Here is a 21,387-nt window from a genome sequence, read left to right as displayed (position 1 = left end):
CCGAGCGGTACGACGATCAGCCCAGCTCGACCGGGAGTTCGTGCAGGTCGTTCTGGGTGACGATGGGCTTGTTGCGCAGTTCGGACGCCGGCACCGCGAGGTCCAGGTCCGGGAAGCGCTCGTACAGCGCGGGCAGCGCCACGCCCGCCTCCAGCCGGGACAGGGCCGCACCCGGGCAGACGTGCGGGCCGTGGCCGAAGGCGATGTGGCGGTTCGGGGAGCGGGTGACGTCGAAGTCACCGGCGGTCGGCCCGTACTGCTTCTCGTCCCGGCCGAGCGCGCCGAAGGAGACGATCAGGGCCTCGCCCTTGGGCAGCACCCTGTCGCCGACCTCTATGTCCTCGGTCGCGAAGCGGAACAGGACGTGCGAGGTCGGGGTGTTCCAGCGCAGGGTCTCCTCGATCACGTTCTCCCACGGCACCTCCCCGTTCAGCACGCGCTCGCGCTGCTCGGGGTGGGTCTGGAGGGCCTCCACGGCGTTGACGATCAGGCTGATCGTGGTCTCGTGGCCGGCCGCGATGATCAGCTGGAGGGTGTTGACGATCTCCTCGTCCGTGAGGTGGTCGCCGTCCTCCGAGGCGGCGATCAGCGCGCTGGTCAGGTCGTCGCCCGGGTTCGCGCGCTTGCCGTCCACGATCTTCGTGAAGAGGGCGCCGAGATCCGCCATCATCTGCGGGACCTCGGCCGGCGGGGTCTGCGTCGAGAAGAACTTCTCGAACAGCTCCTTGAGCCGGGGGTGGTCGGACGCGTCCACCCCCATGAGCTCGCTGATGACGTTCATCGGCAGCGGGTAGGCGAACTCGGCCTTCAGGTCGACCGTCTCCCCCTCCGGCAGCGCCGCGAGCCGGTCCAGGCTCGCGTTCGTCAGCGCCTCGATACCGGCCCGCAGCCGCTCCACCCGCTTCACGGTCAGCGCCTGCGCGACCAGGGAGCGCAGCCTGCGGTGCTCAACGCCGTCCACCGTCAGCATCGAGCGGCCCGGATTGGCGAGGCCGATCAGCGGCCAGTCCATCGGTATCTCGCCCCGCTGCCACGCGGACCAGACGTCGATGTCCTTGACCAACCGGCTGTCGGTGAGCAGTTGGCGCGCCTCGGCGTGATGGGTGACGGCGTAGCAGTGCACCCCGCCGGGGAGTTCGACCTCGGCCAGCGGTCCGGCGGCGCGCAGGGCGGCGCTCTCGCCGTCCAGGTCGGCGACGAAGGGATCGAGGACGATCCGGGTCATGACAGACCTCCAAGGGCGGGGGTGGGCGTGAAGTGCACCGGCAGGTCCGTCAGGCCGGACAGCCAGGGGGACGGGCGCCGGGTCAGCTGCTCCTCCGGAACGGCGAGGTCGACGTCCGGGAGCCGGTCCAGGAGCACCTCGATCCCCGTACGGGCGATGACCTCGGCGGTCTCCTGGGCGGGGAAGGGGCAGCGGTGCTCGCCGTGGCCGAAGGAGAGGAAGGCGTTGTTGCCGCCGGTCAGCGTGGAGCCGTCGGTGCGCACCTGGGGGTCGCCGTTGGCGGCGGCGATGCCGAGGAGGAGCAGGTCGCCGGCGCGGATGTGGCGCCCGCCGAGGTGGGTGTCGCGGGAAGCCCAGCGGCCCGCCACGTTCTGGCTGGGGGTGTCCTCCCAGAGCACCTCGTTCATGGCCTCGGCGACGCTGTGCCGGCCACCGGAGAGCGAGGCGGCGAAACGGTCGTCGGTCAGCATCAGCCGCAGCGAGTTGCCCATCCAGTCGGCGGTCGGCTGGTGGCCCGCGGCCATCATGACCATGAGGTCCTGGGCGACCTCCTCGTCGGTGAAGCCGCCCGGGTCCTCCAGCATCCTGGTGGCGACGTCGTCCCCGGGTTCGGCGTGCTTGTCGGCGAGGAGCTGCGCCATGGACGAGCCGAGGTGCTGCTGCCCCGCCAGAGCCCGCTCGCGGCCGTCGATCATGTCGTTGAGCGCGCCGACGAGGGAGGCACCGACCTCGTTGGAGAAGCCGTAGAGCCTCGCGAGGACGAGGGCGGGGAGCAGCATCGCGTACTCGGCGATGATGTCGGTGCGTCCCACGGAACAGAACCGGTCGATGAGGCCGTCGGCGAACTCCTCCGCGTACCGCTTGAGCGCGAACGGGTCGACAGCCTCCAGGGCGTTGCTGATCATGGCCGCGCGAACGGTGTGCCGCTCGCCGACCGTGTAGAGGATCGACGGCTGCTTCCGGCCGATCATGGGCAGCAGCGGCCAGTTGTCCGGGATGGAGTCCCACTGGTTCCACAGCTCCGAGTCGCGGCTGAAGAGCACCGGGTCGTTGGTGACCTGGTGCAGCTCGCGGTAACCGAGGATCAGCCAGGCGGGTACGTCCCCGTCGAGCGTCACCGGGGCGACGGCGCCGTGGTCGCGTCGCATGTCCCGGTAGCGGCGCACGGGGTCGGCCTGGAACTGTGGTCCGGACAGGGGTACGGACCCGGGGGACACGGGGCATCCGCTCACGGTGTGGGCTCCGGGGTCTGTGCGGCGGCGGTGCTCCCCGCCAGGGCGGGGTCCGCGGTCGCCCCGCGGGCGGTGGAGAGTGCGTGGAGGTGTTCGATGAGCGTGATCAGGACGTACTTGCTGGAGGACCGGTCCCGCGCGTCGCACTCGACGAGCGGCACGTCGGGGGAGAGGTCCAGCGCCTCGCGGATCTGCTGCTCGGTGTGGAGCGGACCGCCGAAGTCGTTGCACGCGACGATGAACGGCGTGCCGTGGTGCTCGAGCCGGTCGATCGCGTACCAGGAGTCGGCGAGCCGCCGGGTGTCGACGAGGACGACGGCACCCAGGGTCCCGGAGAACAGGCGGTCCCACAGGAACCAGAAGCGTTCCTGCCCGGGCGCGCCGAACAGGTAGAGGACCGAGCGCGCGTCCAGGGTGATCCGGCCGAAGTCGAAGGCGACCGTGGTGGACGTCTTGGACTGCACACCGTCGAGGTCGTCGACCGCCTCGCCCGCGCTGGTCATGGTCTCTTCCGTGTTGAGCGGACGGATCTCGCTCACGGAACGGACCATGGTGGTCTTGCCGACCCCGAAGCCGCCGACAACGACGATCTTCAGTCCGTTGTCGGCTGTCGCCTGCAGGGCGGCACGGTCAGAGGTTGCGGAGTCCAACGAGCACCTGTTCCAGGGTGTCGGTGTCGGGGAGCCGGTCCGCGACACGTGCAGTACGGGGGTGGCGGGCGCTGATCCGGCCGGTGTCGAGCAGGTCGCAGAGCATGATGCGGACGATGCTGACGGGCAGTTTCAGGGTGGCCGAGATCTCGACGACCGCGGTGGGGCGTTGGCACATCCGCAGGATCGCGGTGTGCTCCGACTGCATCCCGGGGTTCGGATCGCACTCGGCGACGACGAGCGTCACCAGGTCGAAGGCGGCCGAGTCGGACCGGCTGCGGCCACCGGTGAGGGTGTACAGCCGGTCCGGATCGTCGTCGCGTCCGGGGCGGGGGCGCGGCACGGACGTCATACGTCCGCGGTTTCCGCGGACGGGGCCGCTGCCGGGGTGCCGGGCGCCGCGGAGCGCGGCGGGGCGACGAGGTACTCGCCGAGCTGCTCGACGAGTTCGCTCATGTTGTGGCCGACCAGGCCGACGTCGGAGTCCTCGGCGGCCACGACGGCGAGGTGCGCGCCCGCGCCCGCCTCGACGATGAACAGCACACCGCCGTAGAACTCGGCCATCGCGGACCGCACGCCACCGGTGCCGTCGCCGAACTCGATGGACGCGCCGTGCGACAGGCTCTGGATCCCGGCGGAGATGGCGGCCAGCTGATCGGCCTGGTCGACGGAGAGCTCGGGGGTACGGCACAACTTCAGGCCGTCCCGGGACAGGACCAGGGCGTGCCGGGTGCCGGGCGTGCGCTCCAGCAGGCCCTCCAGCAGCCAGTTGAGCTTCTCGTCGGTGGTCGCGGTCATCGGGTGTTGCCTTCCGGGTGCGGGGAGTTGGCTCGTACGGCCTGGCTGAAGGTGCTGAAGCGCGCGGCCTGGACCTTCGGGTCGGTCGTACGGGGCCGGGGGGAGTCGGCTCCGCCGTGGTCGGCGTTGCCGGTACGGGACTCGGCGGCGGCCAGGGTGCGGCCGCGGCGGCGCTTGGGCAGGCCGCTCTCGCCGAACTGCGGGACGGCACCGGTCGATTCGGACGGGGACTCCGGCGCGGGCCGGGGGGAGCCCGCCGGGGCCGCGGCCGTCGCGTGGTCCGGCTCCGGCTCGGGGGTGGCAGCCGGTACCGGCACGGGCGCGCGGACGGCGGCCGGTGCCGGGACGGGTGCGGAGGCGGGGACGCGGGAGATGAGCTCCTGAGGCAGCATCATCAGCGCACCCGTACCGCCGCGTGCCGACGGCCGGAACGAGACGGTGAGACCGTGCTTGCGGGCCAGCCGGCCGACCACGGCGAGGCCGAGGCGGGTACCGGACAGGCCCGTGAGGTCCTGGTTCTCGGTGGCCACGGCACGCTCGGCGCGGCGCAGCTGCACCTCGCTCATCACGAGGCCGCTGTCCTCGACGGTGACGACGATGCCCGCCGGGACCTCCTCGACGTACACATGGACCTCGGCGGTGGGCGGCGAGAAGTTGGCCGCGTTGTCGAGGAGTTCCGCGAGGGCGTGCATGACGCCCTCGGCGGCGTGGCCGGCGATCGCCACGTCACTGGTGGAGTGCAGGCGGATGCGCTGGTAGCCGCCGATCCGGCCCATCGCGCCGCGCAGGATCGACTCCATCACGATCGGCTTCGCCCAGCGCCGGCCGGAGCGGGCACCCGTCAGCACGGCGATGGAGTCGGCGAGGCGGCCCGCCTGGGCGGTGCGGTGGTCCAGGTGCAGCAGGTCGCCCAGGACGTCCTCGGCGGTGTGGCGGTGTTCCATCTCGCGCAGGTCGGCCAGCATGCTCGTGGCCAGGGCCTGCATCCGGCCGGCGGCGTTGGCGCAGGCGGCGACGGCGGCGGAGCGTTCGGTCTCGCTGCGCCGGACCCGGGCGGTGAGCCGCGCGACCTCGGCGGTGAGCCGGGTGTGCTGCTCGGCCGCCTCGGCGGTCACCTGGGCGACCCGGTTCTCGGCCGCGGCCGTGACCCGGCCGGTCTCGGCCGCGGCGGCCGACCGGATCCGGGCCGTCTCGGCGGTGAAGCGCTGCGCCTCGGCGGCGGATGACGAGACGAGACGAGAGGTCTCGGCGGTGAAGCGTTCGGCGTCGGCGGCCCGCAGGGCCCGCAGACGGCGTGCGGCGCCGAGCGTGTGGACGGTGACGGTCACCGCGGCGCACAGCAGCAGGGAAGCGGCGCCCGCCCCCCAGGCCAGCGGGGTCCGCACCGCATCGGGAGCGGCGGCGACCGCCCACAGGCACAGGGAACCGGTGACGGCTGCCGAGATCAGCAGGGCGAGTGCGGTCGGCCGGAGTGAAGGGCGCAATCGGAGTCCTCGGGGCGGACGGTGCGGGGAAGGGACGTTCCGGGTGTTTTCGGTGCCTCGGCGAGGAAAGAGCCACGACGGGAGCTGGTTCTTCCTGATCAAGCCAGGGCAACTATAGGAGAATTGATGGCTTGTTTGGGGTTTCCTTGTGGCCACTTCTGTTTGAAATCTGGCTGGAAGGGTTTCCTTGGCGACTTCTGGGGGTCCGTCGCGGGTGCCCGGTGGACAGTGAAGGGGCGGAACGGTCGGGAAGGCGACAGGGAATATGCCGCTATGTCCCCTGTGGGGGGCCTGAATTACCGCGATCGTCGCCCGCGGGCGGGCGGGCGGCTAGTGTGAGCGCTCCGGTGCAGCCGACCCCCAGGTCGCGGCACTGCCGTAAGACACACCGCGCACCTTGAGGGGGAGGTGCCGCGTGGGCCCCGACGGAGGACGCAGGCAACCGTGGACGCGCAAGGCCGTGGGCGGGACGAGAACATCGACCCCGCAGACCAGTGGGTACTCAACCCGGACACCGGTGATTACGAACTGCGACTGACGCCCTCCGCAGGGCGACCGGCCGCACCGACCCGGTCGTCGGGCTCCAGAGCGTCCGCTCCGGGCCGGCGCCGTGATCCGGCCCCCACGAGCGCACCCTCCGGCGACCGCGCCTCCGTACCGGGTCAGCGCGGCGGACGCAGGGGCGCGGGTGGCCGCGGAGGCCGGGACGGCGCGCGTCAGCCGGGCGGCCGGGCGGCCGGCCGGGCGGCGGCGGACGCCCCGCCCGCGGGCCGGCGCAGGACGCCGCCCAAAAAGTCCGCCAAGAAGAAGGCGCTGGTCTGGACCGGCGGGGTGCTCGCCTTCCTGCTGCTGGGCGTCGGCACGGCCGGCTACCTCGTCTACGACCACTTCAACGGCAACATCACCTCCGTCTCCAGCGACGGCGCGGGCACGGGCGGCTTCAGCAAGGACCGTGCGATCAACGTCCTCGTGATCGGGACGGACAAGCGGACCGGTGAGGGCAACGAGGGCTACGGGGACGCGGGCAGTGTCGGCCACGCCGACACCAACATCCTCTTCCACGTCTCCAAGGACCGCACGAACGCGACCGCGCTGAGCATCCCGCGTGACCTGATAACCGACATCCCGAACTGCCCCACGAAGCTGGAGAGCGGGGAGGAGAGGGACATCCCCGCGACCACGGGGGCGCGCTTCAACACCAGCCTCGGGCAGTCCGACCGCACGCCCAGTTGCACCATGCGGACCGTCACCGAGCTCACCGGCCTGAAGGTCGATCATTTCATGGTGGCCGACTTCAACGCGGTCAAGTCCCTGACGACGGCCGTCGGGGGGGTGGAAGTCTGTCTGGCCAAGGACATCGACGACAAGGACTCCCACCTCAAACTGTCCGAGGGGAAGCACACCCTCCAGGGCGAGGACGCCCTGGCCTTCCTGCGTACCCGGCACTCCGTCGGATTCGGCAGCGACCTGAGCCGCATCGAGATCCAGCAGCAGTTCCTGGGTTCGCTGATGCGCAAGCTGAAGTCCAACGACACCCTGACCAGCCCCACCAAGATGTGGTCACTCGCGGAGGCGGCCACCGAGGCGCTCACCGTCGACGACAAGATCGCCGACATAAACCAGCTCCGCAAGCTGGGCATGGAGCTGGCGTCGGTCGATCCCAAGAACATCACGTTCACCACCGTCCCGGTGCTGGACAACCCTGACGACAAGGCGACCGTCCTGCTGGACAGCCCCAAGGCTCAGAAGGTCTTCTCGATGATGCGCGAGGACGTCTCCTTCACCGCCGTGGAGAAGCAGGAGAAGGCCGCGGCGAAGGCGGCGGCGGACGCCAAGCTGAAGGGTGAGATGGCGGACGCGGCGGACGTGCGGGTCGACGTCTACAACGGCGGTGCCCCCGCCGGCTCCGCACAGAACGCCCTCGACTGGCTGCAGAACGAAGAGGGCGTGCTGAAGTCCACCAACAAGGCCAACGCGCCGGCGGACGTGAAGAAGACCCAGCTCGTCTACGCCCCCAACCAGGCGGACCAGGCGCGCCGGCTCGCCGACATGATGGGCCTGTCCGCCGCGGCCCTGAAGCCGACGACGACGGACGCCGGTGCCATGGACCCGATGCTGCTCACTCTGGGCCCGGACTTCCAGGAGGCGGGCACCCCGCTCAGCGCCCCCCGCAAGGCCCCCGACCAGATCCAGCGCGTCGAGGCCGACAAAGCGGTCTGCGCCAAGTAGTCCCCCACCGGGCCGCTGTGAGGTCAGGGACCGGAACGCGGGCGGTTACGCCCGCTTTCGGCGTCCCACCCTCACATCGGCGGTGCGAGGTTCCCTCACACCGGGGGCGGGTGTTCGTCGCGCGCGACGATCTCGCGGGCGAGCGCGGCCAGGTGGGGCAGTGCGGGGTGGCCGGGTCCGTCCCGGCGGACCAGCAGTACGGGGAGCGGCGGGGCGTCGTGGAGCGGCAGGTAGGTGACCCCCGCGTGCGGGTGCATGGCGGCGGTGGAGGCGCCTGAGACCCCGTTGCCGCGTCCGGCCGCGATGGCGGTGAGCCAGTCGTCGGTGTTGGCGACGGTGAGCGTGGCGACGGGCCGTGCGTGCGGTGGCCACAGGTCGAGGGTGGTGGCCCCGGAGACGGTGTTCAGGACCACGGCGTCGCGCGTCAGATCAGCCAGTGAGAGGGAGGAGCGCGCGGCCAGCGGCCCGTCCGCGGTGACGGCGGCGACCCGGTCCTCGGTGAACAGGACCTCGGTGACGAGCCCCGGCGTGTCCACCGGCCCGCGCAGGACGGCCGCGTCGACCTCACCGCGGGTGAGACCGGCCGTGCGGTCGTCGATCCGGAGCATCTCCAGCGGGGTGAGCGGACAGCGCCGCTGCCAGGTCCGCAGCAGCGGTGTGGTGTACGGGCCGAACGCCGACCAGGCGTGCCCGAGCCGCAGCGGCCGTCGGCGCAGCCGTCCCGGGTCGAGGGCCTCGTCGAACGCGCCGACGGCCGCGGCCGCCTTGTCGCGGAAGGCGACACCGTCGGCGGTGAGGGCGAGGTGGTGGGTGGACCGGTCGACGAGCCGGGCCCCCAGATGCCGCTCCAGGGCGGCGAGCGTACGGGAGACGACGGGCTGGGTGAGGTGGAGGCGGGCGGCGGCCCGGGTGACGCTGCCCTCGTCCGCGATCGCCAGGAAGGCCCGGAGGTGCCGGACCTCGATACCGCGTCCACCGCCGTGTTCCGTGCTGTGCTCCCCGCCCTGTCCAGTGCTCATGCGTGCGGAGCATAACGGGAGCGCAATCGGCATTTCACGGGACGCGCGCAGGTCTTTACGGTGGGGGAGCCGTGCGCACCCGCTCGGTATCGTACGGTGGACGGCCGGTACATGGTGATGAACTTTCTGAGAGGTCTCAGGTGAACGACCCGCGCAGCGCCGTACAGCCGGCCGCAGCCGTCGCCCTGCCTGAGGCGGTCACCGCGCTCGACGGACCGGAGCCGGGGCGGCCCACCGGCCCCGGGGCGGCACTCGGCCCCGTCGCCCTGGTGGTCGCGGGCGGGCTCTCCGTCCAGTTCGGCGCGGCGGTCGCGGTCCTGCTGATGCCGAAGGCGGGCGCGCTCGGCGTCGTCACCCTGCGTCTCGCCGCCGCCGCGCTCGTCCTGCTGGTCGTCTGCCGCCCGAAACTGCGCGGACACTCGCGGGCCGACTGGGGCACCGTGGTCACGTTCGGCGTCGCGATGGGCGCCATGAACACGCTCTTCTACCAGGCCGTCGACCGTATCCCGCTGGGCGCCGCCGTCACCCTGGAGGTCCTCGGTCCGCTGGTCCTCTCCGTCGTCGCCTCGCGCCGCCTGGTCAACCTCGTCTGGGCGGGCCTGGCACTCTGCGGCGTCGTCCTGCTCAGCGGCGGAGGCTTCGACCGCCTGGACCCGGTCGGGGCCGTGTACGCCCTGGGCGCGGGCGCCATGTGGGCGGCGTACATCGTCTTCAGCGCCCGGACCGGCCGGCGCTTCCCGCAGGCCGACGGGCTGGCCCTGGCGATGGCCGTGGCCGCGGCCCTGTCGCTGCCGCTCGGCATCATGGAGTCGGGCGCGGAACTCGTGGTCCCCTCCACGCTGGGCCTGGGCTTCGCCGTGGCGCTGCTGAGCTCCGTCCTCCCGTACACCCTGGAGCTCATGGCTCTGCGCCGGCTGCCCGCGCCCACCTTCGCCGTCCTGATGAGCCTCGAACCGGCCATCGCGGCCACGGCGGGCTTCCTCCTCCTCGACCAGGCGCTCTCCACGACCGACGCCCTGGCCATCGCCCTGGTCATCGGCGCGAGCATCGGCGCCGTACGCAGCCGGACGGCCCGCACGCCGTCACCGCGCCGGGGCCGGGTGCGGGGGGCAGGATGGAAGGGAGCGGAGGAAGGAGGCCTGCCCATGGGCTCCACCAAGAAGACCGGTGACCACGACGACGGCCTGTACGCGCACACCCCCTCGCAGGCCGAGGGCGAACGCGACGAGCCCGCCGCGCGCGGCAGGGCGCCCGAGACGCACCCCGACGTCCCCCGTACCGAACCCTCGCAGGCCGAGGGGGACCGCACGGATTAGGGGCAATCCGGCTCAGCCGTCGACCGGCAGGATGCGGAACGCCGTGAGACCGGGTGTCAGGGGTCTGATGGCACGGAAGTCCCGCTGGTCGAGCGTGAAGATGCGGTCGGTCTTGTACCGGTCCGCGAGGATCACCCCCACGGCGTCCGCGAGATCGAGCCGCAGTCCCTCATAGGTCCGACGCACCTGATGAGCCGCACCGAGGTCCACGGGCTTCAGCTCGGCCAGCCTGTACTGACCGTCCGACATGCGGGAGTTGAGCGCCTCCATCACCTGGGTTGCCGTGAGCAAATCATGCAAGCACGCTTGCTTGTTTTCAGGCCCACTGCCATGCTCCAGGGCACACCGCCACGCCCCGAGGGAGCGCACCGTGTCCGATGCTTCGGCCGTGACCGCCGCCGTGCTCGACGATCTGGCGCAGGAGAGCGCCGAACTCGACCTGCTGGTAGCGGGGTTGAGTGCACACGAGTGGGCCGCGCCGACCCCCGCCGAGGGGTGGGGCGTCGCCCACCAGATCGCCCACCTCACGTGGACGGACGAGGTGGCCCTGGTCGCCGCCACCGAGCCCGGCGCCTTCGCCGCCGAGGTGGAGAAGGCGTTGTCCGCCCCCGGGACCTTCGTCGACGAGGCGGCCGGGGAGGCCGTGGCCGCCCTGACGCCCGAGGCGCTGCTCGTGGAGTGGCGGGAGGGGCGCGCCAGACTCCAGGAGGCCCTGCGCCGGATGCCCGCCGGAGCCAGGATGCCCTGGTACGGCCCGCCCATGAGCGCGGCCTCGATGGCCACCGCGCGGCTCATGGAGACCTGGGCGCACGGCCAGGACATCGCCGACGCGCTCGGTGTGGCCCGGAAGCCGACCGCGAGGCTGCGGCACGTCGCCAGGATCGGTGTACGCGCCCGGGACTACGCCTACGCCGTGCGGGGCCTGCAGCCGCCGGCCGAGGAGTTCCGGGTGGAACTGCGGTCCGAGGACGGTGAACCGGCCGTGTACGGCCCCGAGGACGCCGCCCAGCGGATCACCGGGCCGCTCCTCGACTTCTGCCTCCTCGTCACCCAGCGTGCCCACCGGGCCGACCTCGCCGTCGAGGCGTCCGGCCCGGACGCCGACCGGTGGCTGGACATCGCCCAGGCCTTCGCGGGACCCGCGGGCCCCGGGCGCCCCCGCAGGGCGGACCGGTGACCCGGCCGCTGCGCATCGGCAACGCCTCCGGCTTCTACGGCGACCGCTTCGACGCCGTGCACGAGATGCTCACCGGCGGCCCCCTCGACGTCCTCACCGGCGACTACCTCGCCGAACTCACCCTGCTGATCCTCGGCAGGAGCCGCCTGAAGGACCCGAGACGCGGCTACGCCACCACGTTCCTGCGGCAGTTGGAAGGGAACCTCGGGATCGCCCACGAGCGGGGTGTGAAGATCGTCGCCAACGCCGGCGGCCTCAACCCCGCCGGGCTGGCCGACGCCGTGCGGGAGCTGGCCGCCACCGTGGGTGTCCACGTGCGCGTCGCGCACGTGGAGGGCGACAGCCTGCCCGTACCCGAGGGCCACCTCACCGCCAACGCCTACCTCGGGGGCGGAGGGATCGCCGCCTGCCTGCGCGCCGGGGCCGACATCGTGGTCACCGGCCGGGTCACCGACGCGGCCCTCGTCACCGGCCCGGCCGCCGCCCACTTCGGCTGGGGGCCGGACGACCTCGACGCCCTGGCCGGGGCCGTCGTCGCCGGGCACGTCCTGGAGTGCGGGACGCAGGCCACCGGGGGCAACTACGCCTTCTTCACCGGCCACGACGTCCGCCGTCCGGGCTTCCCGCTCGCCGAGATCCACGAGGACGGCAGCAGCGTCATCACCAAGCACGACGGGACGGGCGGCGTCGTCGACGTCGGCACCGTCACCGCGCAACTCCTGTACGAGACCGCCGGGGCCCGGTACGCCGGACCCGACGTCACCGCCCGTCTCGACACCGTGACGCTGACACCCGACGGGCCGGACCGGGTACGGATCGCCGGGGCCCGGGGCGAGGCCCCGCCGCCCACGCTGAAGGTCGGGCGGTGCCGCCTCGGAGGCTGGCGCAACGAGGTCGTCCTCGTCCTGACGGGACTCGACATCGAGGCCAAGGCCGACCTCGTCCAGGCGCAGTTCGCCGACGCCCTGGACCGTGCCGGTACGCGGCCCGCCGAGGTGCGGTGGGAGCTGGTCCGCACCGACCGGCCCGACGCCGCCACGGAGGAGACCGCGAGCGCCCTGCTCCGGCTCGTCGTGCGCGACGAGGATGCCGAGGCGGTCGGGCGCGCGGTGTCCGGGGCGGCCGTCGAGCTCGCGCTCGGCAGCTACCCGGGCTTCCACATGACCGCGCCCCCGGGGAAGGGCGCCCCGTACGGGGTGTTCGAGGCCGGGTCCCTCCCGGCGGAGGAGGCCGCACACGTGGCCGTCCTGCCGGACGGGCGGCGGGAGAGCGTGCCGCCGGCCGGCCGGTACCGGGAACCGGAGGCCGTCGCCGCGCCCCCGCTCCCCGAGCCGCTGCCCGCCGGGCCCGTCCGCGACGCCCCGCTCGGCCGCGTCGCCGGAGCCCGCAGCGGCGACAAGGGCGGCGACGCCAACGTCGGCGTATGGGTGCGCGACGACGCGGCCTGGCGGTGGCTGGCGCACGAGCTGACCGTCGCGCGCTTCCGGGAACTGCTCCCGGAGACCGCGGGGCTCACCGTCGTACGCCATGTCCTGCCGAACCTGCGGGCGCTCAACTTCGTCGTCCACGGCCTCCTCGGCGAAGGCGTCGCCGCGCAGGCCCGTTTCGATCCCCAGGCCAAGGCGGTGGGGGAGTGGCTGCGCTCCCGGCACCTCCCCGTCCCCGTGGCGCTGCTGGACCCTCCGGAGGAGGCCGTATGACCGTCCTGCCCACCGCACTCGACACCACCTGCCCCGCATACGCCGCCCACCGCGAGGCGATGCTCGCGAAGCTCGCCGAGCTCGACGCCGAGCACGCCAAGGCCCTGGCGGGCGGCGGCGAGAAGTACGTGGCCCGGCACCGGAAGCGCGGCAGACTCCTCGCCCGCGAACGCATCGAGCTGCTGGTCGACCCGGACACTCCGTTCCTGGAGCTCTCCCCGCTCGCCGCCTGGGGCAGCGACTACACGGTCGGCGCCTCGCTCGTCACCGGGATCGGCGTCGTGGCGGGGGTGGAGTGCCTGATCACGGCCAACGACCCGACCGTACGCGGCGGCGCCTCCAACCCCTGGACGCTGAAGAAGGCCCTGCGCGCCAACGAGATCGCCTTCGCCAACCGGCTGCCCTGCGTCAGCCTCGTCGAGTCGGGGGGCGCCGACCTGCCCTCCCAGAAGGAGATCTTCATCCCCGGCGGGGCGCTCTTCCGCGACCTCACCCGGCTGTCGGCGGCCGGCATTCCGACCGTCGCCGTCGTCTTCGGCAACTCCACCGCCGGAGGCGCGTACGTCCCCGGCATGTCCGACCACACCGTCATGATCAAGGAGCGGTCGAAGGTCTTCCTCGGCGGCCCGCCCCTGGTCAAGATGGCCACCGGCGAGGAGAGCGACGACGAGTCACTCGGCGGCGCGGAGATGCACGCCCGCACGTCCGGGCTCGCCGACCACTTCGCCGTCGACGAACACGACGCGCTGCGCCAGGCCCGCCGGATCGTCGCCCGCCTCAACTGGCGGAAGGCGCACCCCGATCCGGGGATCGCCGAGCCGCCGAAGTACGACGAGGACGAACTGGCCGGGATCGTCCCGGACGACCTGAAGGTGCCCTTCGACCCGCGCGAGGTCATCGCCCGGCTCGTCGACGGATCGGACTTCGACGCGTTCAAGCCGCTCTACGGGACCAGTCTGGTCACCGGGTGGGCCCGTCTGCACGGCTACCCGGTCGGCATCCTCGCCAACGCGCAGGGCGTGCTGTTCAGCGAGGAGTCCCAGAAGGCCGCCCAGTTCATCCAGCTCGCCAACCAGCGCGACATCCCGCTCCTCTTCCTCCACAACACCACCGGCTACATGGTCGGCAAGGAGTACGAGCAGGGCGGCATCGTCAAGCACGGCGCCATGATGATCAACGCGGTGTCCAACTCCCGGGTCCCGCACCTGTCCGTGCTGATGGGCGCCTCCTACGGCGCCGGGCACTACGGCATGTGCGGCCGCGCCTACGACCCCCGCTTCCTCTTCGCCTGGCCCAGCAGCAAGTCCGCCGTCATGGGCCCCCAGCAGCTCGCCGGCGTCCTGTCGATCGTCGCCCGCGCCTCCTCCGCCGCGAAGGGCCTGCCTTACGACGAGGAGGCCGACGCGGGCCTGCGCGCCATGGTGGAGCAGCAGATCGAGGCGGAGTCCCTGCCGATGTTCCTGTCCGGCCGACTGTACGACGACGGGGTCATCGATCCCCGCGACACCCGCACCGTCCTCGGCATCTGCCTCTCCGCCCTCCACACCGCACCGGTCGAGGGCGCCCGCGGCGGCTTCGGCGTCTTCCGGATGTGAGGCGGGTGTGAGGCCCGCTACCCGCTACCGGACCGCCGCCCCGGAGGTTCCCCGACCGATGCTCCCCGTGTCCCAGCGGAAAGAGTCTCTTCCATGCCAGACATGATGCGTACGCTCCTGGTGGCCAACCGGGGCGAGATCGCCTGCCGGATCTTCCGCACCTGCCGCGAACTGGGCATCGCCACCGTCGCCGTGTACTCCGACGCGGACGCCGGAGCCCTGCACGTACGGGAGGCCGACACCGCCGTGCGCCTCCCCGGGGCCGCGCCCGGCGACACCTACCTGCGCGGCGATCTGGTGGTGGCCGCCGCCCACGCGGCGGGTGCCGACGCCGTGCACCCCGGGTACGGGTTCCTCTCCGAGAACGCCGGGTTCGCCCGCGCCGTGCAGGACGCGGGGCTGCTCTGGGTGGGACCGCCGGTCAAGGCCGTCGAGCTGATGGCGTCCAAGACCCGGGCCAAGGAGCTGATGGCCGCCGCGGGCGTACCGCTGCTCGCCCCCGTCGACCCGGCTGCCGCCACCGCCGGGGACCTGCCGCTGCTGCTCAAGGCGGCGGCCGGCGGCGGCGGACGGGGGATGCGGATCGTCCGGGACCTCGCGGACCTGCCCGGGGAGCTGACGGCGGCGGTCGCCGAGGCCACCGCCGCCTTCGGGGACGGCGAGGTCTTCGCGGAGCCGTACGTCGAGCGTGGCCGGCACGTCGAGGTCCAGGTCATGGCGGACGCCCAGGGCACGGTGTGGGCGCTCAGCACCCGCGACTGCTCCCTCCAGCGCCGTCACCAGAAGGTCATCGAGGAAGCCCCCGCCCCCGGCCTCGACGACGCCCTGCGGCAGCGGCTGCACGACGCCGCCGTGGCCGCCGCCCGCGCGGTGGGATACCGGGGGGCGGGGACCGTCGAGTTCCTCGTATCGGCGGCGGGACAGCCGTACTTCCTGGAGATGAACACCCGGCTCCAGGTCGAACACCCCGTCACCGAGGCCGTGTACGGGCTCGACCTCGTCGCCCTGCAACTGCGCGTCGCGGAAGGCGCACCGCTGCCCGCGCCGGCGCCCCCGCCGCCCGGCGGCCACGCCGTCGAGGCCCGGCTCTACGCCGAGGACCCCGCCCGTGACTGGCAGCCGCAGACCGGAGCACTGCTCACCCTGGAGGTACCGCCTGCGCCCGGCCTGCGCCTGGACACCGGGTACACCGGCGGTGACACGGTCGGGGTGCACTACGACCCGCTGCTCGCCAAGGTCATCGCCCACGCCCCCACCCGCACCGAGGCCGTACGCCTCCTCGCCCGCTCCCTGGAACGCGCCCGCATCCACGGACCGGTCACCAACCGCGACCTGCTCGTCCGATCCCTGCGCCACCCGGACTTCGTCGCGGGGCGCCCGGACACCGGCTTCTACGACCGGCACCTCGACACGCTCACCGCCCCGGACTGCGAGGACCACCGCCGTCTCGCCGCCACCGCCGCCGCGCTCGCCGCGGCCTCGGCCCCCACCCGCTTCGGCGCCTGGCGCAACCTGCCCTCGCAGCACCAGACCAAGCGCTACCGCAGCGAACCCGACGGCACCGAACACGAGATCGCGTACCGCACCGGCCGCGACGGGCCCGCACCCGTCACCGGCGAACGCGTCACCACCGCCGGGCCCGGCGAGGTGGGACTCGAAGCGGGCGGCGTCACCCGGCGGTTCACCGTCACCCCGCACGGCGACCGCGTCCACGTGGACGGCGCACACGGCTCGTACACCTTCACCGTCCTGCCGCGCTTCACCGACCCCGCCGCGACCGCCGAACCCGGCTCCCTCCTCGCCCCCATGCCCGGCACCGTGGTCCGCCTCGCCGACGGCCTCGCCCCGGGCTCGGCCGTCGAGGCCGGACAGCCGCTGATCTGGCTGGAGGCGATGAAGATGGAGCACCGCATCCTCGCCCCCGCCTCCGGCACCCTCACCGCGCTCCACGCCGCCCCCGGCCTCCAGGTCGAGGTCGGCGCTCTGCTCGCCGTCGTCCAGGACGGCCCCGCGCACCAGGAGGAGACGAACCCATGAGCACCGTCCTCGAAACCGAAGAGCACAAGGCGCTGCGCGCCGCCGTCGCCGCGCTCGGCAAGCGGTACGGCCGGGAGTACATCACCGCCCTGGCCCGCGAGGGCGCACACCCCCGCGAGCTGTGGGCCGAGGCCGGAAAGCTCGGCTACCTCGGCGTCAACCTCCCCCAGGAGTACGGCGGCGGCGGCGCCGGCATGGCCGAGCTCTCCATCGTCCTGGAGGAGCTCGGCGCGGCCGGCAGCCCGCTGCTCATGATGGTCGTCTCCCCGGCGATCTGCGGCACGGTCATCGCCCGCTTCGGCACCGGTGCCCAGAAGCGGAGGTGGCTCCCCGGCCTCTCCGACGGCACCCTGACCATGTCGTTCGGCATCACCGAGCCGGACGCGGGCTCCAACTCCCACCGCATCACCACCACCGCCCGCCGCGACGGTGGGGACTGGATCCTCACCGGCCGCAAGGTCTTCATCTCCGGCGTCGACATATCCGACGCCACCCTCGTCGTCGGCCGCACCGAGGACGCCCGCTCGGGGAGGCTCAAGCCCTGCCTCTTCATCGTGCCCCGCGACACACCCGGCTTCGACCGCACCCCCATCGACATGGAACTGCAGGCCGCCGAGAAACAGTTCGAGCTGGTCCTCGACGACGTACGGCTCCCCGCCGACGCCCTCGTCGGTGAGGAGGAGGACACGGGTCTGCTCCAGCTCTTCGCCGGACTGAACCCGGAACGCATCATGACCGCCGCGTTCGGGATCGGCATGGGCCGCTACGCACTCGGCAAGGCCGTCGAGTACGCCCGCACCCGCCAGGTGTGGAAGGCGCCCATCGGCGCCCACCAGGCCGTCGCGCACCCGCTCGCCGTCGCCCACATCGAACTGGAACTCGCCCGGCTCATGATGCAGAAGGCGGCCGCGCTCTACGACTCCGGCGACGACACCGGCGCCGGTGAGGCCGCCAACATGGCCAAGTACGCGGCCGGCGAAGCCTGCGTGAAGGCCGTCGACCAGGCCGTCCACACCCTCGGCGGCAACGGACTGACCCGCGAGTACGGGCTTGCCTCCCTGGTCACCGCCTCCCGCGTCGCGCGGATCGCCCCCGTCAGCCGCGAGATGGTCCTGAACTACGTCTCCCACCAGACCCTCGGCCTGCCCAAGTCCTACTGAGGGCCCGCACCGTAACGGCTGCCGCGCGCGGGCTCCCCCCATCCCGGCGCGGAGAGGATCCTGACTGCCCGTCCACCCGCGTCGAAGGGACCGCCCCGGTGTTCCGCAGCGAGTACGCAGATGTCCCGGCCCTCTCCACCCCCATCCACGAAGCCGTCCTCGGGAACGCCGCCGGCTTCGGTGACACGACCGCCCTGATCGACGCCACGAACGGCGTGAGCGTCACCTACGCCCAGCTCGCCGTCTTCCACCGCCGCATCGCCGCAGCCCTCGCCGAGGCCGGAGTGCGCAAGGGCGACGTACTCGCCCTCCACAGCCCCAACACGATCGCCTACCCACCCGTCTTCTACGGGGCCACCCGGGCCGGCGCCACCGTCACCACCATCCACCCCCTCGCCACCCCGGAGGAGTTCGCCACACAGCTCGGGGACTCCGCAGCCCGCTGGATCGTCACCGTCTCGCCGCTCCTGGACGCCGCCCGCCGTGCCGCAGCACTGGCCGGTGGCGTCCGCGAGATCTTCGTCTGCGACCAGGCCGAAGGACACACCTCCGTACTCGACATGCTGGGCTCGACCGCTCCCGAACCCACCGTCGTCATCGACCCCGACGAGGACGTCGCAGCCCTGCCCTACTCCTCCGGCACCACCGGCGTCCCCAAGGGCGTCATGCTCACGCACCGCTCCATCGGCACCAACCTGGAGCAGCTGCGCCCCTTCGTCCCCATCGGCGAGGGCGACCGCATCCTGGCGGTCCTGCCCTTCTTCCACATCTACGGGCTGACCGCCCTCATGAACGCCCCGCTCCGCTTCGGCGCCACCGTCGTCGTCCTGCCCCGCTTCGACCTCGCGCAGTTCCTGGACGCGATCCAGACCCACCGGATCAGCGGACTGTACGTGGCCCCGCCGATCGTCCTCGCCCTCGCCAAGCACCCCATGGTCGACGCGTACGACCTCTCCTCGCTCCGCTACATCGTCAGCGCCGCCGCGCCTCTGGACGCCGGACTCGCGGCCGCCTGTTCGGCCCGCCTGGGCCTTCCGCCCGTCCGGCAGGCGTACGGGATGACGGAACTCTCGCCCGGCACCCACGTCGTACCGCTCGACGAGCCGAACCCCCCGCCCGGCACCGTGGGCAAGCTCCTGCCCAGCACCGAGATGCGCATCGTCTCGCTGGTGGACCCGGGCGCGGACGTCGAGGCCGGCACCGACGGGGAGATCCTCATCCGGGGCCCGCAGGTGATGAAGGGCTACCTCGGCCGCCCCGACGCCACCGCCGGCATGATCGACGAGGACGGCTGGGTCCACACCGGCGACATCGGGCGCGTCGACGCCGACGGCTGGCTGTACGTCGTCGACCGGGTCAAGGAACTCATCAAGTACAAGGGCTACCAGGTCGCCCCCGCCGAACTGGAGGCCCTGCTCCTCGGCAGCGACGCCATCGCGGACGCGGCCGTCATCGGCGTCCGGGACGACACCGGCAACGAGGTCCCCAAGGCCTTCGTGGTCCGCTCCCCGCAGTCCCCCGGCCTCACCGGCGACGACGTGATGGCGTACGTCGCCGAGCGGGCCGCCCCGTACAAGAAGGTCAGACAGGTCGAGTTCGTGGACGCCGTCCCGCGAGCGGCCTCGGGCAAGATCCTTCGGCGGGAACTGCGCGACCGGGAGAAGCGGACATGACCCTCGTCCAGCAGGCCCACGACCGTGGGATCACCGTCCTCACCCTCGACTCCCCGGCCAACCGCAACGCCCTCTCCGCGCCGCTCGTCGGCGAACTGGACGAGGCGCTGGCCGGCTGCGCGGCCGATCCGGCCGTCCGGGCGGTCCTCCTCACCCACACCGGCACCACGTTCTGCGCCGGCGCCGACCTGACCGCCCCGCCCGACCCGCACGCCCTCGTCGCCCTCATGCGCCGCATCGTGGCCCTGCCCAAACCGGTCGTGGCCCGGGTCACCGGCCACGTCCGGGCCGGCGGACTCGGCCTGCTCGGCGCGTGCGACATCTCGGCCGCCGGCCCGGCGGCGACCTTCGCCCTCACCGAATCCCGCCTCGGCCTCGCCCCCGCCGTCATCTCCCTGCCCCTGCTGCCCCGCCTCGACCCCCGCGCCGCCACCCGCTACTACCTCACCGGTGAACGCTTCGGCGCGGCCGAGGCGGTGCGCATCGGCCTCGTCTCCCTGGCCGCCGGCTCCGCCGACGATGTGGACAATGCGCTCGAACCGGTACTCGACGGACTGCGCAGGGCCTCACCTCAGGGGCTGGCCGCGTCGAAGGAGCTGGTCACGGCTACTGTGCTGGAGACTTTCGATCAGTACGCCGAAGACCTCATCGCCCGCTCGGCAGCGCTCTTCGCCTCCGACGAGGCCAGGGAGGGGATGACGGCCTTCCTGGAACGACGGGATCCCGCATGGCGGCTGTGACCCCACCCGCGAAGACCCCCAAGCAGGACCGCAGCCGCGCCACCCGTCAGCGCCTCCTCGAAGCCGCCGTGGCCTGCCTCGCCGAACACGGCTGGGCGGGCTCCACGGTCTCCGTCGTCGCGGAACGCGCCGGGGTCTCACGCGGCGCGGCACAGCACCACTTCCCGACTCGCGAGGATCTCTTCACCGGCGCCGTCGAGTACGTCGCCGAGGAACGCTCCGCCGCCCTGCGCGCCCTGCCGGTCCAGGGCCGCGCCGACGTGGTCGCCGCCCTCGTCGACCTGTACACCGGCCCCCTCTTCCGCGCCGCGATCCAGCTCTGGGTGGCCGCGTGCAACGAGGCCCAGCTGCGCCCCCGCGTCACCGAGCTCGAAGCCCGGGTCGGCCGCGAGACCCACCGCATCGCCGTCGAACTCCTCCGCGCCGACGAGGACCGCCCCGGCGTCCGCGAGACGGTCCAGGGCTTCCTCGACATGGCCCGCGGCCTCGGCCTCGCCAACCTCCTGACGGACGACGCGGCCCGCCGCACACGCGTGGTCTCCCAGTGGGCCCACCTCCTGGACGAGGCCCTCGGCCCGGCGACGGGAGCGGACCGCTCGGTGTGAGTCAGTCGGTGCGAGTCGGCCACCCGTGCAGCGGGTGTGAGCCAAGGGGCAGGACTGGGGGCGTAGTGCCCTGTTTGTCCGCCCCTCGACTCACAACGACCGGCCCACGAGGGGCTCGTCAGGGTCAGGCCTTGCCGTTGTAGTAAGTGGCGTCCCAGTGGCTGCCCTCGCGGGCGTAGACGTTGCCGTTCGGGGACTTGCGGAGGGCGGCACCGTCGCCCTTCCGGGTCCCCGCCTTCTTGTAGTGCTTGGTGATGTAGGTGTCCAGGCAGGGCTTCTTGACGGACATGTCCACCTTGTAGCCGTTGCGGTGGCTGTACGTGCCCGCGCTGTGGCCCTTCTCCGTGCCGCCGGTGATGACGACGGCGCAGCGGCTCGCCTTCTTGAAGGCGATGGCACCGGCCACGGTCGTCCGGTTGATGTTGGTGAACGACGTGCACGTCCCCTTGTTCCAGTCGGAGCAGCCGCCGCTCGACGTCCACGAGATGCCGGCGTTACGGAACTGCTGCGCCGCCGCGGCGTGCGTGTACTTCGCCGGCGCGCCCTCGGCCACGCCGGCGGTGAGCAGCAGGGGTGCGGTGAGGGCGGCGGCGAAGAGGGGGGTGAGGGTGTGGATGCGCATGGGGCGTCCTTCTTTCGGGTGGGTGGGTGAGATGCCTGCCGACGACCGGAGTCCGGACCGGGGGCAGGGCGCGGCCGTCGCCGGATGGGCGGGACGGGGCGAGGGGGCGGGTGGGCCGGAGCCGG

17 protein-coding genes and 2 pseudogenes are annotated in these 21,387 nt (G+C 72.6%); 10 read left to right on the top strand and 9 right to left on the bottom strand.

Features of this window, described 5'->3' with window-relative positions; translation table 11 throughout:
• Positions 1 to 16: 16 nt before the first annotated feature.
• The 6 genes from ACH4VO_RS17485 to ACH4VO_RS17460 are packed head-to-tail and all read right to left on the bottom strand — an operon-like array spanning position 17 to position 5,389.
• Positions 17 to 1,225 (bottom strand): cytochrome P450, encoded by a 1,209-nt coding sequence (locus ACH4VO_RS17485; RefSeq protein ID WP_360985389.1) that lies wholly within the window; start codon positions 1,223 to 1,225, stop codon positions 17 to 19.
• Positions 1,222 to 2,457 carry a cytochrome P450 gene (locus ACH4VO_RS17480; RefSeq protein WP_360985386.1) on the bottom strand — a complete coding sequence of 412 codons (1,236 nt, stop codon included), beginning with the start codon at positions 2,455 to 2,457 and terminating at the stop codon, positions 1,222 to 1,224. The genes ACH4VO_RS17485 and ACH4VO_RS17480 overlap by 4 nt, the downstream gene beginning before the upstream one ends.
• Positions 2,454 to 3,107 carry an ATP/GTP-binding protein gene (locus tag ACH4VO_RS17475; RefSeq protein ID WP_360985383.1) on the bottom strand — a complete coding sequence of 218 codons (654 nt, stop codon included), beginning with the start codon at positions 3,105 to 3,107 and terminating at the stop codon, positions 2,454 to 2,456. The genes ACH4VO_RS17480 and ACH4VO_RS17475 overlap by 4 nt, the downstream gene beginning before the upstream one ends.
• Positions 3,088 to 3,459, bottom strand: coding sequence for a DUF742 domain-containing protein (locus tag ACH4VO_RS17470; protein WP_360985380.1), 372 nt, complete (start codon positions 3,457 to 3,459; stop codon positions 3,088 to 3,090). The genes ACH4VO_RS17475 and ACH4VO_RS17470 overlap by 20 nt, the downstream gene beginning before the upstream one ends.
• Positions 3,456 to 3,905, bottom strand: a complete 450-nt coding sequence (locus ACH4VO_RS17465; RefSeq protein ID WP_360985377.1) for a roadblock/LC7 domain-containing protein — start codon at positions 3,903 to 3,905, stop codon at positions 3,456 to 3,458. The genes ACH4VO_RS17470 and ACH4VO_RS17465 overlap by 4 nt, the downstream gene beginning before the upstream one ends.
• Positions 3,902 to 5,389 (bottom strand): ATP-binding protein, encoded by a 1,488-nt coding sequence (locus ACH4VO_RS17460; protein WP_360985374.1) that lies wholly within the window; start codon positions 5,387 to 5,389, stop codon positions 3,902 to 3,904. Before ACH4VO_RS17460 ends, ACH4VO_RS17465 begins: the two co-directional genes overlap by 4 nt.
• 444 nt (positions 5,390 to 5,833) lie before the next feature.
• Between ACH4VO_RS17460 and ACH4VO_RS17455 the strand changes: the two genes are divergently transcribed.
• Entirely contained in the window at positions 5,834 to 7,618 is a 1,785-nt protein-coding gene (locus ACH4VO_RS17455) for an LCP family protein (protein ID WP_360985371.1), read from the top strand.
• Positions 7,619 to 7,713: 95 nt separating this feature from the next.
• On the opposite strand, the gene ACH4VO_RS17450 is transcribed toward ACH4VO_RS17455, so the two are convergent.
• On the bottom strand, positions 7,714 to 8,637 hold the full coding sequence (locus tag ACH4VO_RS17450; protein WP_360985368.1) for a LysR family transcriptional regulator: 924 nt from the start codon (positions 8,635 to 8,637) through the stop codon (positions 7,714 to 7,716).
• 140 nt (positions 8,638 to 8,777) lie between these two features.
• Here ACH4VO_RS17450 and ACH4VO_RS17445 point away from each other — a divergent pair.
• A pseudogene (locus tag ACH4VO_RS17445) lies at positions 8,778 to 9,728 on the top strand (EamA family transporter); the annotation flags it as partial.
• 237 nt (positions 9,729 to 9,965) lie between these two features.
• Here ACH4VO_RS17445 and ACH4VO_RS17440 read toward each other — a convergent pair.
• A pseudogene (locus tag ACH4VO_RS17440) lies at positions 9,966 to 10,235 on the bottom strand (VapC toxin family PIN domain ribonuclease); the annotation flags it as partial.
• An 88-nt stretch (positions 10,236 to 10,323) separates the two neighbouring features.
• Between ACH4VO_RS17440 and ACH4VO_RS17435 the strand changes: the two are divergent.
• The 8 genes from ACH4VO_RS17435 (at position 10,324) to ACH4VO_RS17400 (ending at position 20,640) form a co-directional block, all read left to right on the top strand.
• Positions 10,324 to 11,130: a TIGR03084 family metal-binding protein gene (locus ACH4VO_RS17435; protein WP_360985365.1), complete on the top strand. Its 807-nt coding sequence runs from the start codon at positions 10,324 to 10,326 to the stop codon at positions 11,128 to 11,130.
• Positions 11,127 to 12,830, top strand: coding sequence for an acyclic terpene utilization AtuA family protein (locus ACH4VO_RS17430; protein WP_360985362.1), 1,704 nt, complete (start codon positions 11,127 to 11,129; stop codon positions 12,828 to 12,830). The genes ACH4VO_RS17435 and ACH4VO_RS17430 overlap by 4 nt, the downstream gene beginning before the upstream one ends.
• Complete coding sequence (locus ACH4VO_RS17425) at positions 12,827 to 14,425, top strand: carboxyl transferase domain-containing protein (protein WP_360985359.1); 1,599 nt, start codon at positions 12,827 to 12,829, stop codon at positions 14,423 to 14,425. Before ACH4VO_RS17430 ends, ACH4VO_RS17425 begins: the two co-directional genes overlap by 4 nt.
• Before the next feature lie 102 nt (positions 14,426 to 14,527).
• Complete coding sequence (locus ACH4VO_RS17420; RefSeq protein ID WP_360985899.1) at positions 14,528 to 16,462, top strand: biotin carboxylase N-terminal domain-containing protein; 1,935 nt, start codon at positions 14,528 to 14,530, stop codon at positions 16,460 to 16,462.
• On the top strand, positions 16,459 to 17,622 hold the full coding sequence (locus ACH4VO_RS17415) for an acyl-CoA dehydrogenase family protein (RefSeq protein ID WP_360985356.1): 1,164 nt from the start codon (positions 16,459 to 16,461) through the stop codon (positions 17,620 to 17,622). Before ACH4VO_RS17420 ends, ACH4VO_RS17415 begins: the two co-directional genes overlap by 4 nt.
• Positions 17,623 to 17,720: 98 nt before the next feature.
• Positions 17,721 to 19,295 (top strand): 4-coumarate--CoA ligase family protein, encoded by a 1,575-nt coding sequence (locus ACH4VO_RS17410; RefSeq protein ID WP_360985353.1) that lies wholly within the window; start codon positions 17,721 to 17,723, stop codon positions 19,293 to 19,295.
• The gene (locus ACH4VO_RS17405) at positions 19,292 to 20,035 is read left to right on the top strand and encodes an enoyl-CoA hydratase family protein (protein ID WP_360985350.1); all 744 of its coding nucleotides are present in this window, start codon (positions 19,292 to 19,294) and stop codon (positions 20,033 to 20,035) included. Before ACH4VO_RS17410 ends, ACH4VO_RS17405 begins: the two co-directional genes overlap by 4 nt.
• Positions 20,023 to 20,640: a TetR/AcrR family transcriptional regulator gene (locus ACH4VO_RS17400; protein WP_360985347.1), complete on the top strand. Its 618-nt coding sequence runs from the start codon at positions 20,023 to 20,025 to the stop codon at positions 20,638 to 20,640. Before ACH4VO_RS17405 ends, ACH4VO_RS17400 begins: the two co-directional genes overlap by 13 nt.
• A gap of 124 nt (positions 20,641 to 20,764) precedes the next feature.
• Here ACH4VO_RS17400 and ACH4VO_RS17395 read toward each other — a convergent pair whose 3' ends face one another.
• Complete coding sequence (locus tag ACH4VO_RS17395) at positions 20,765 to 21,262, bottom strand: hypothetical protein (RefSeq protein ID WP_360985344.1); 498 nt, start codon at positions 21,260 to 21,262, stop codon at positions 20,765 to 20,767.
• Between the last annotated feature and the right edge of the window lie 125 nt (positions 21,263 to 21,387).

It is taken from the genome of Streptomyces sp. NPDC020780, from assembly GCF_044334475.1.
GTDB lineage: Bacteria > Actinomycetota > Actinomycetes > Streptomycetales > Streptomycetaceae > Streptomyces.
This window is presented reverse-complemented; position numbering and strand designations above follow the sequence as displayed.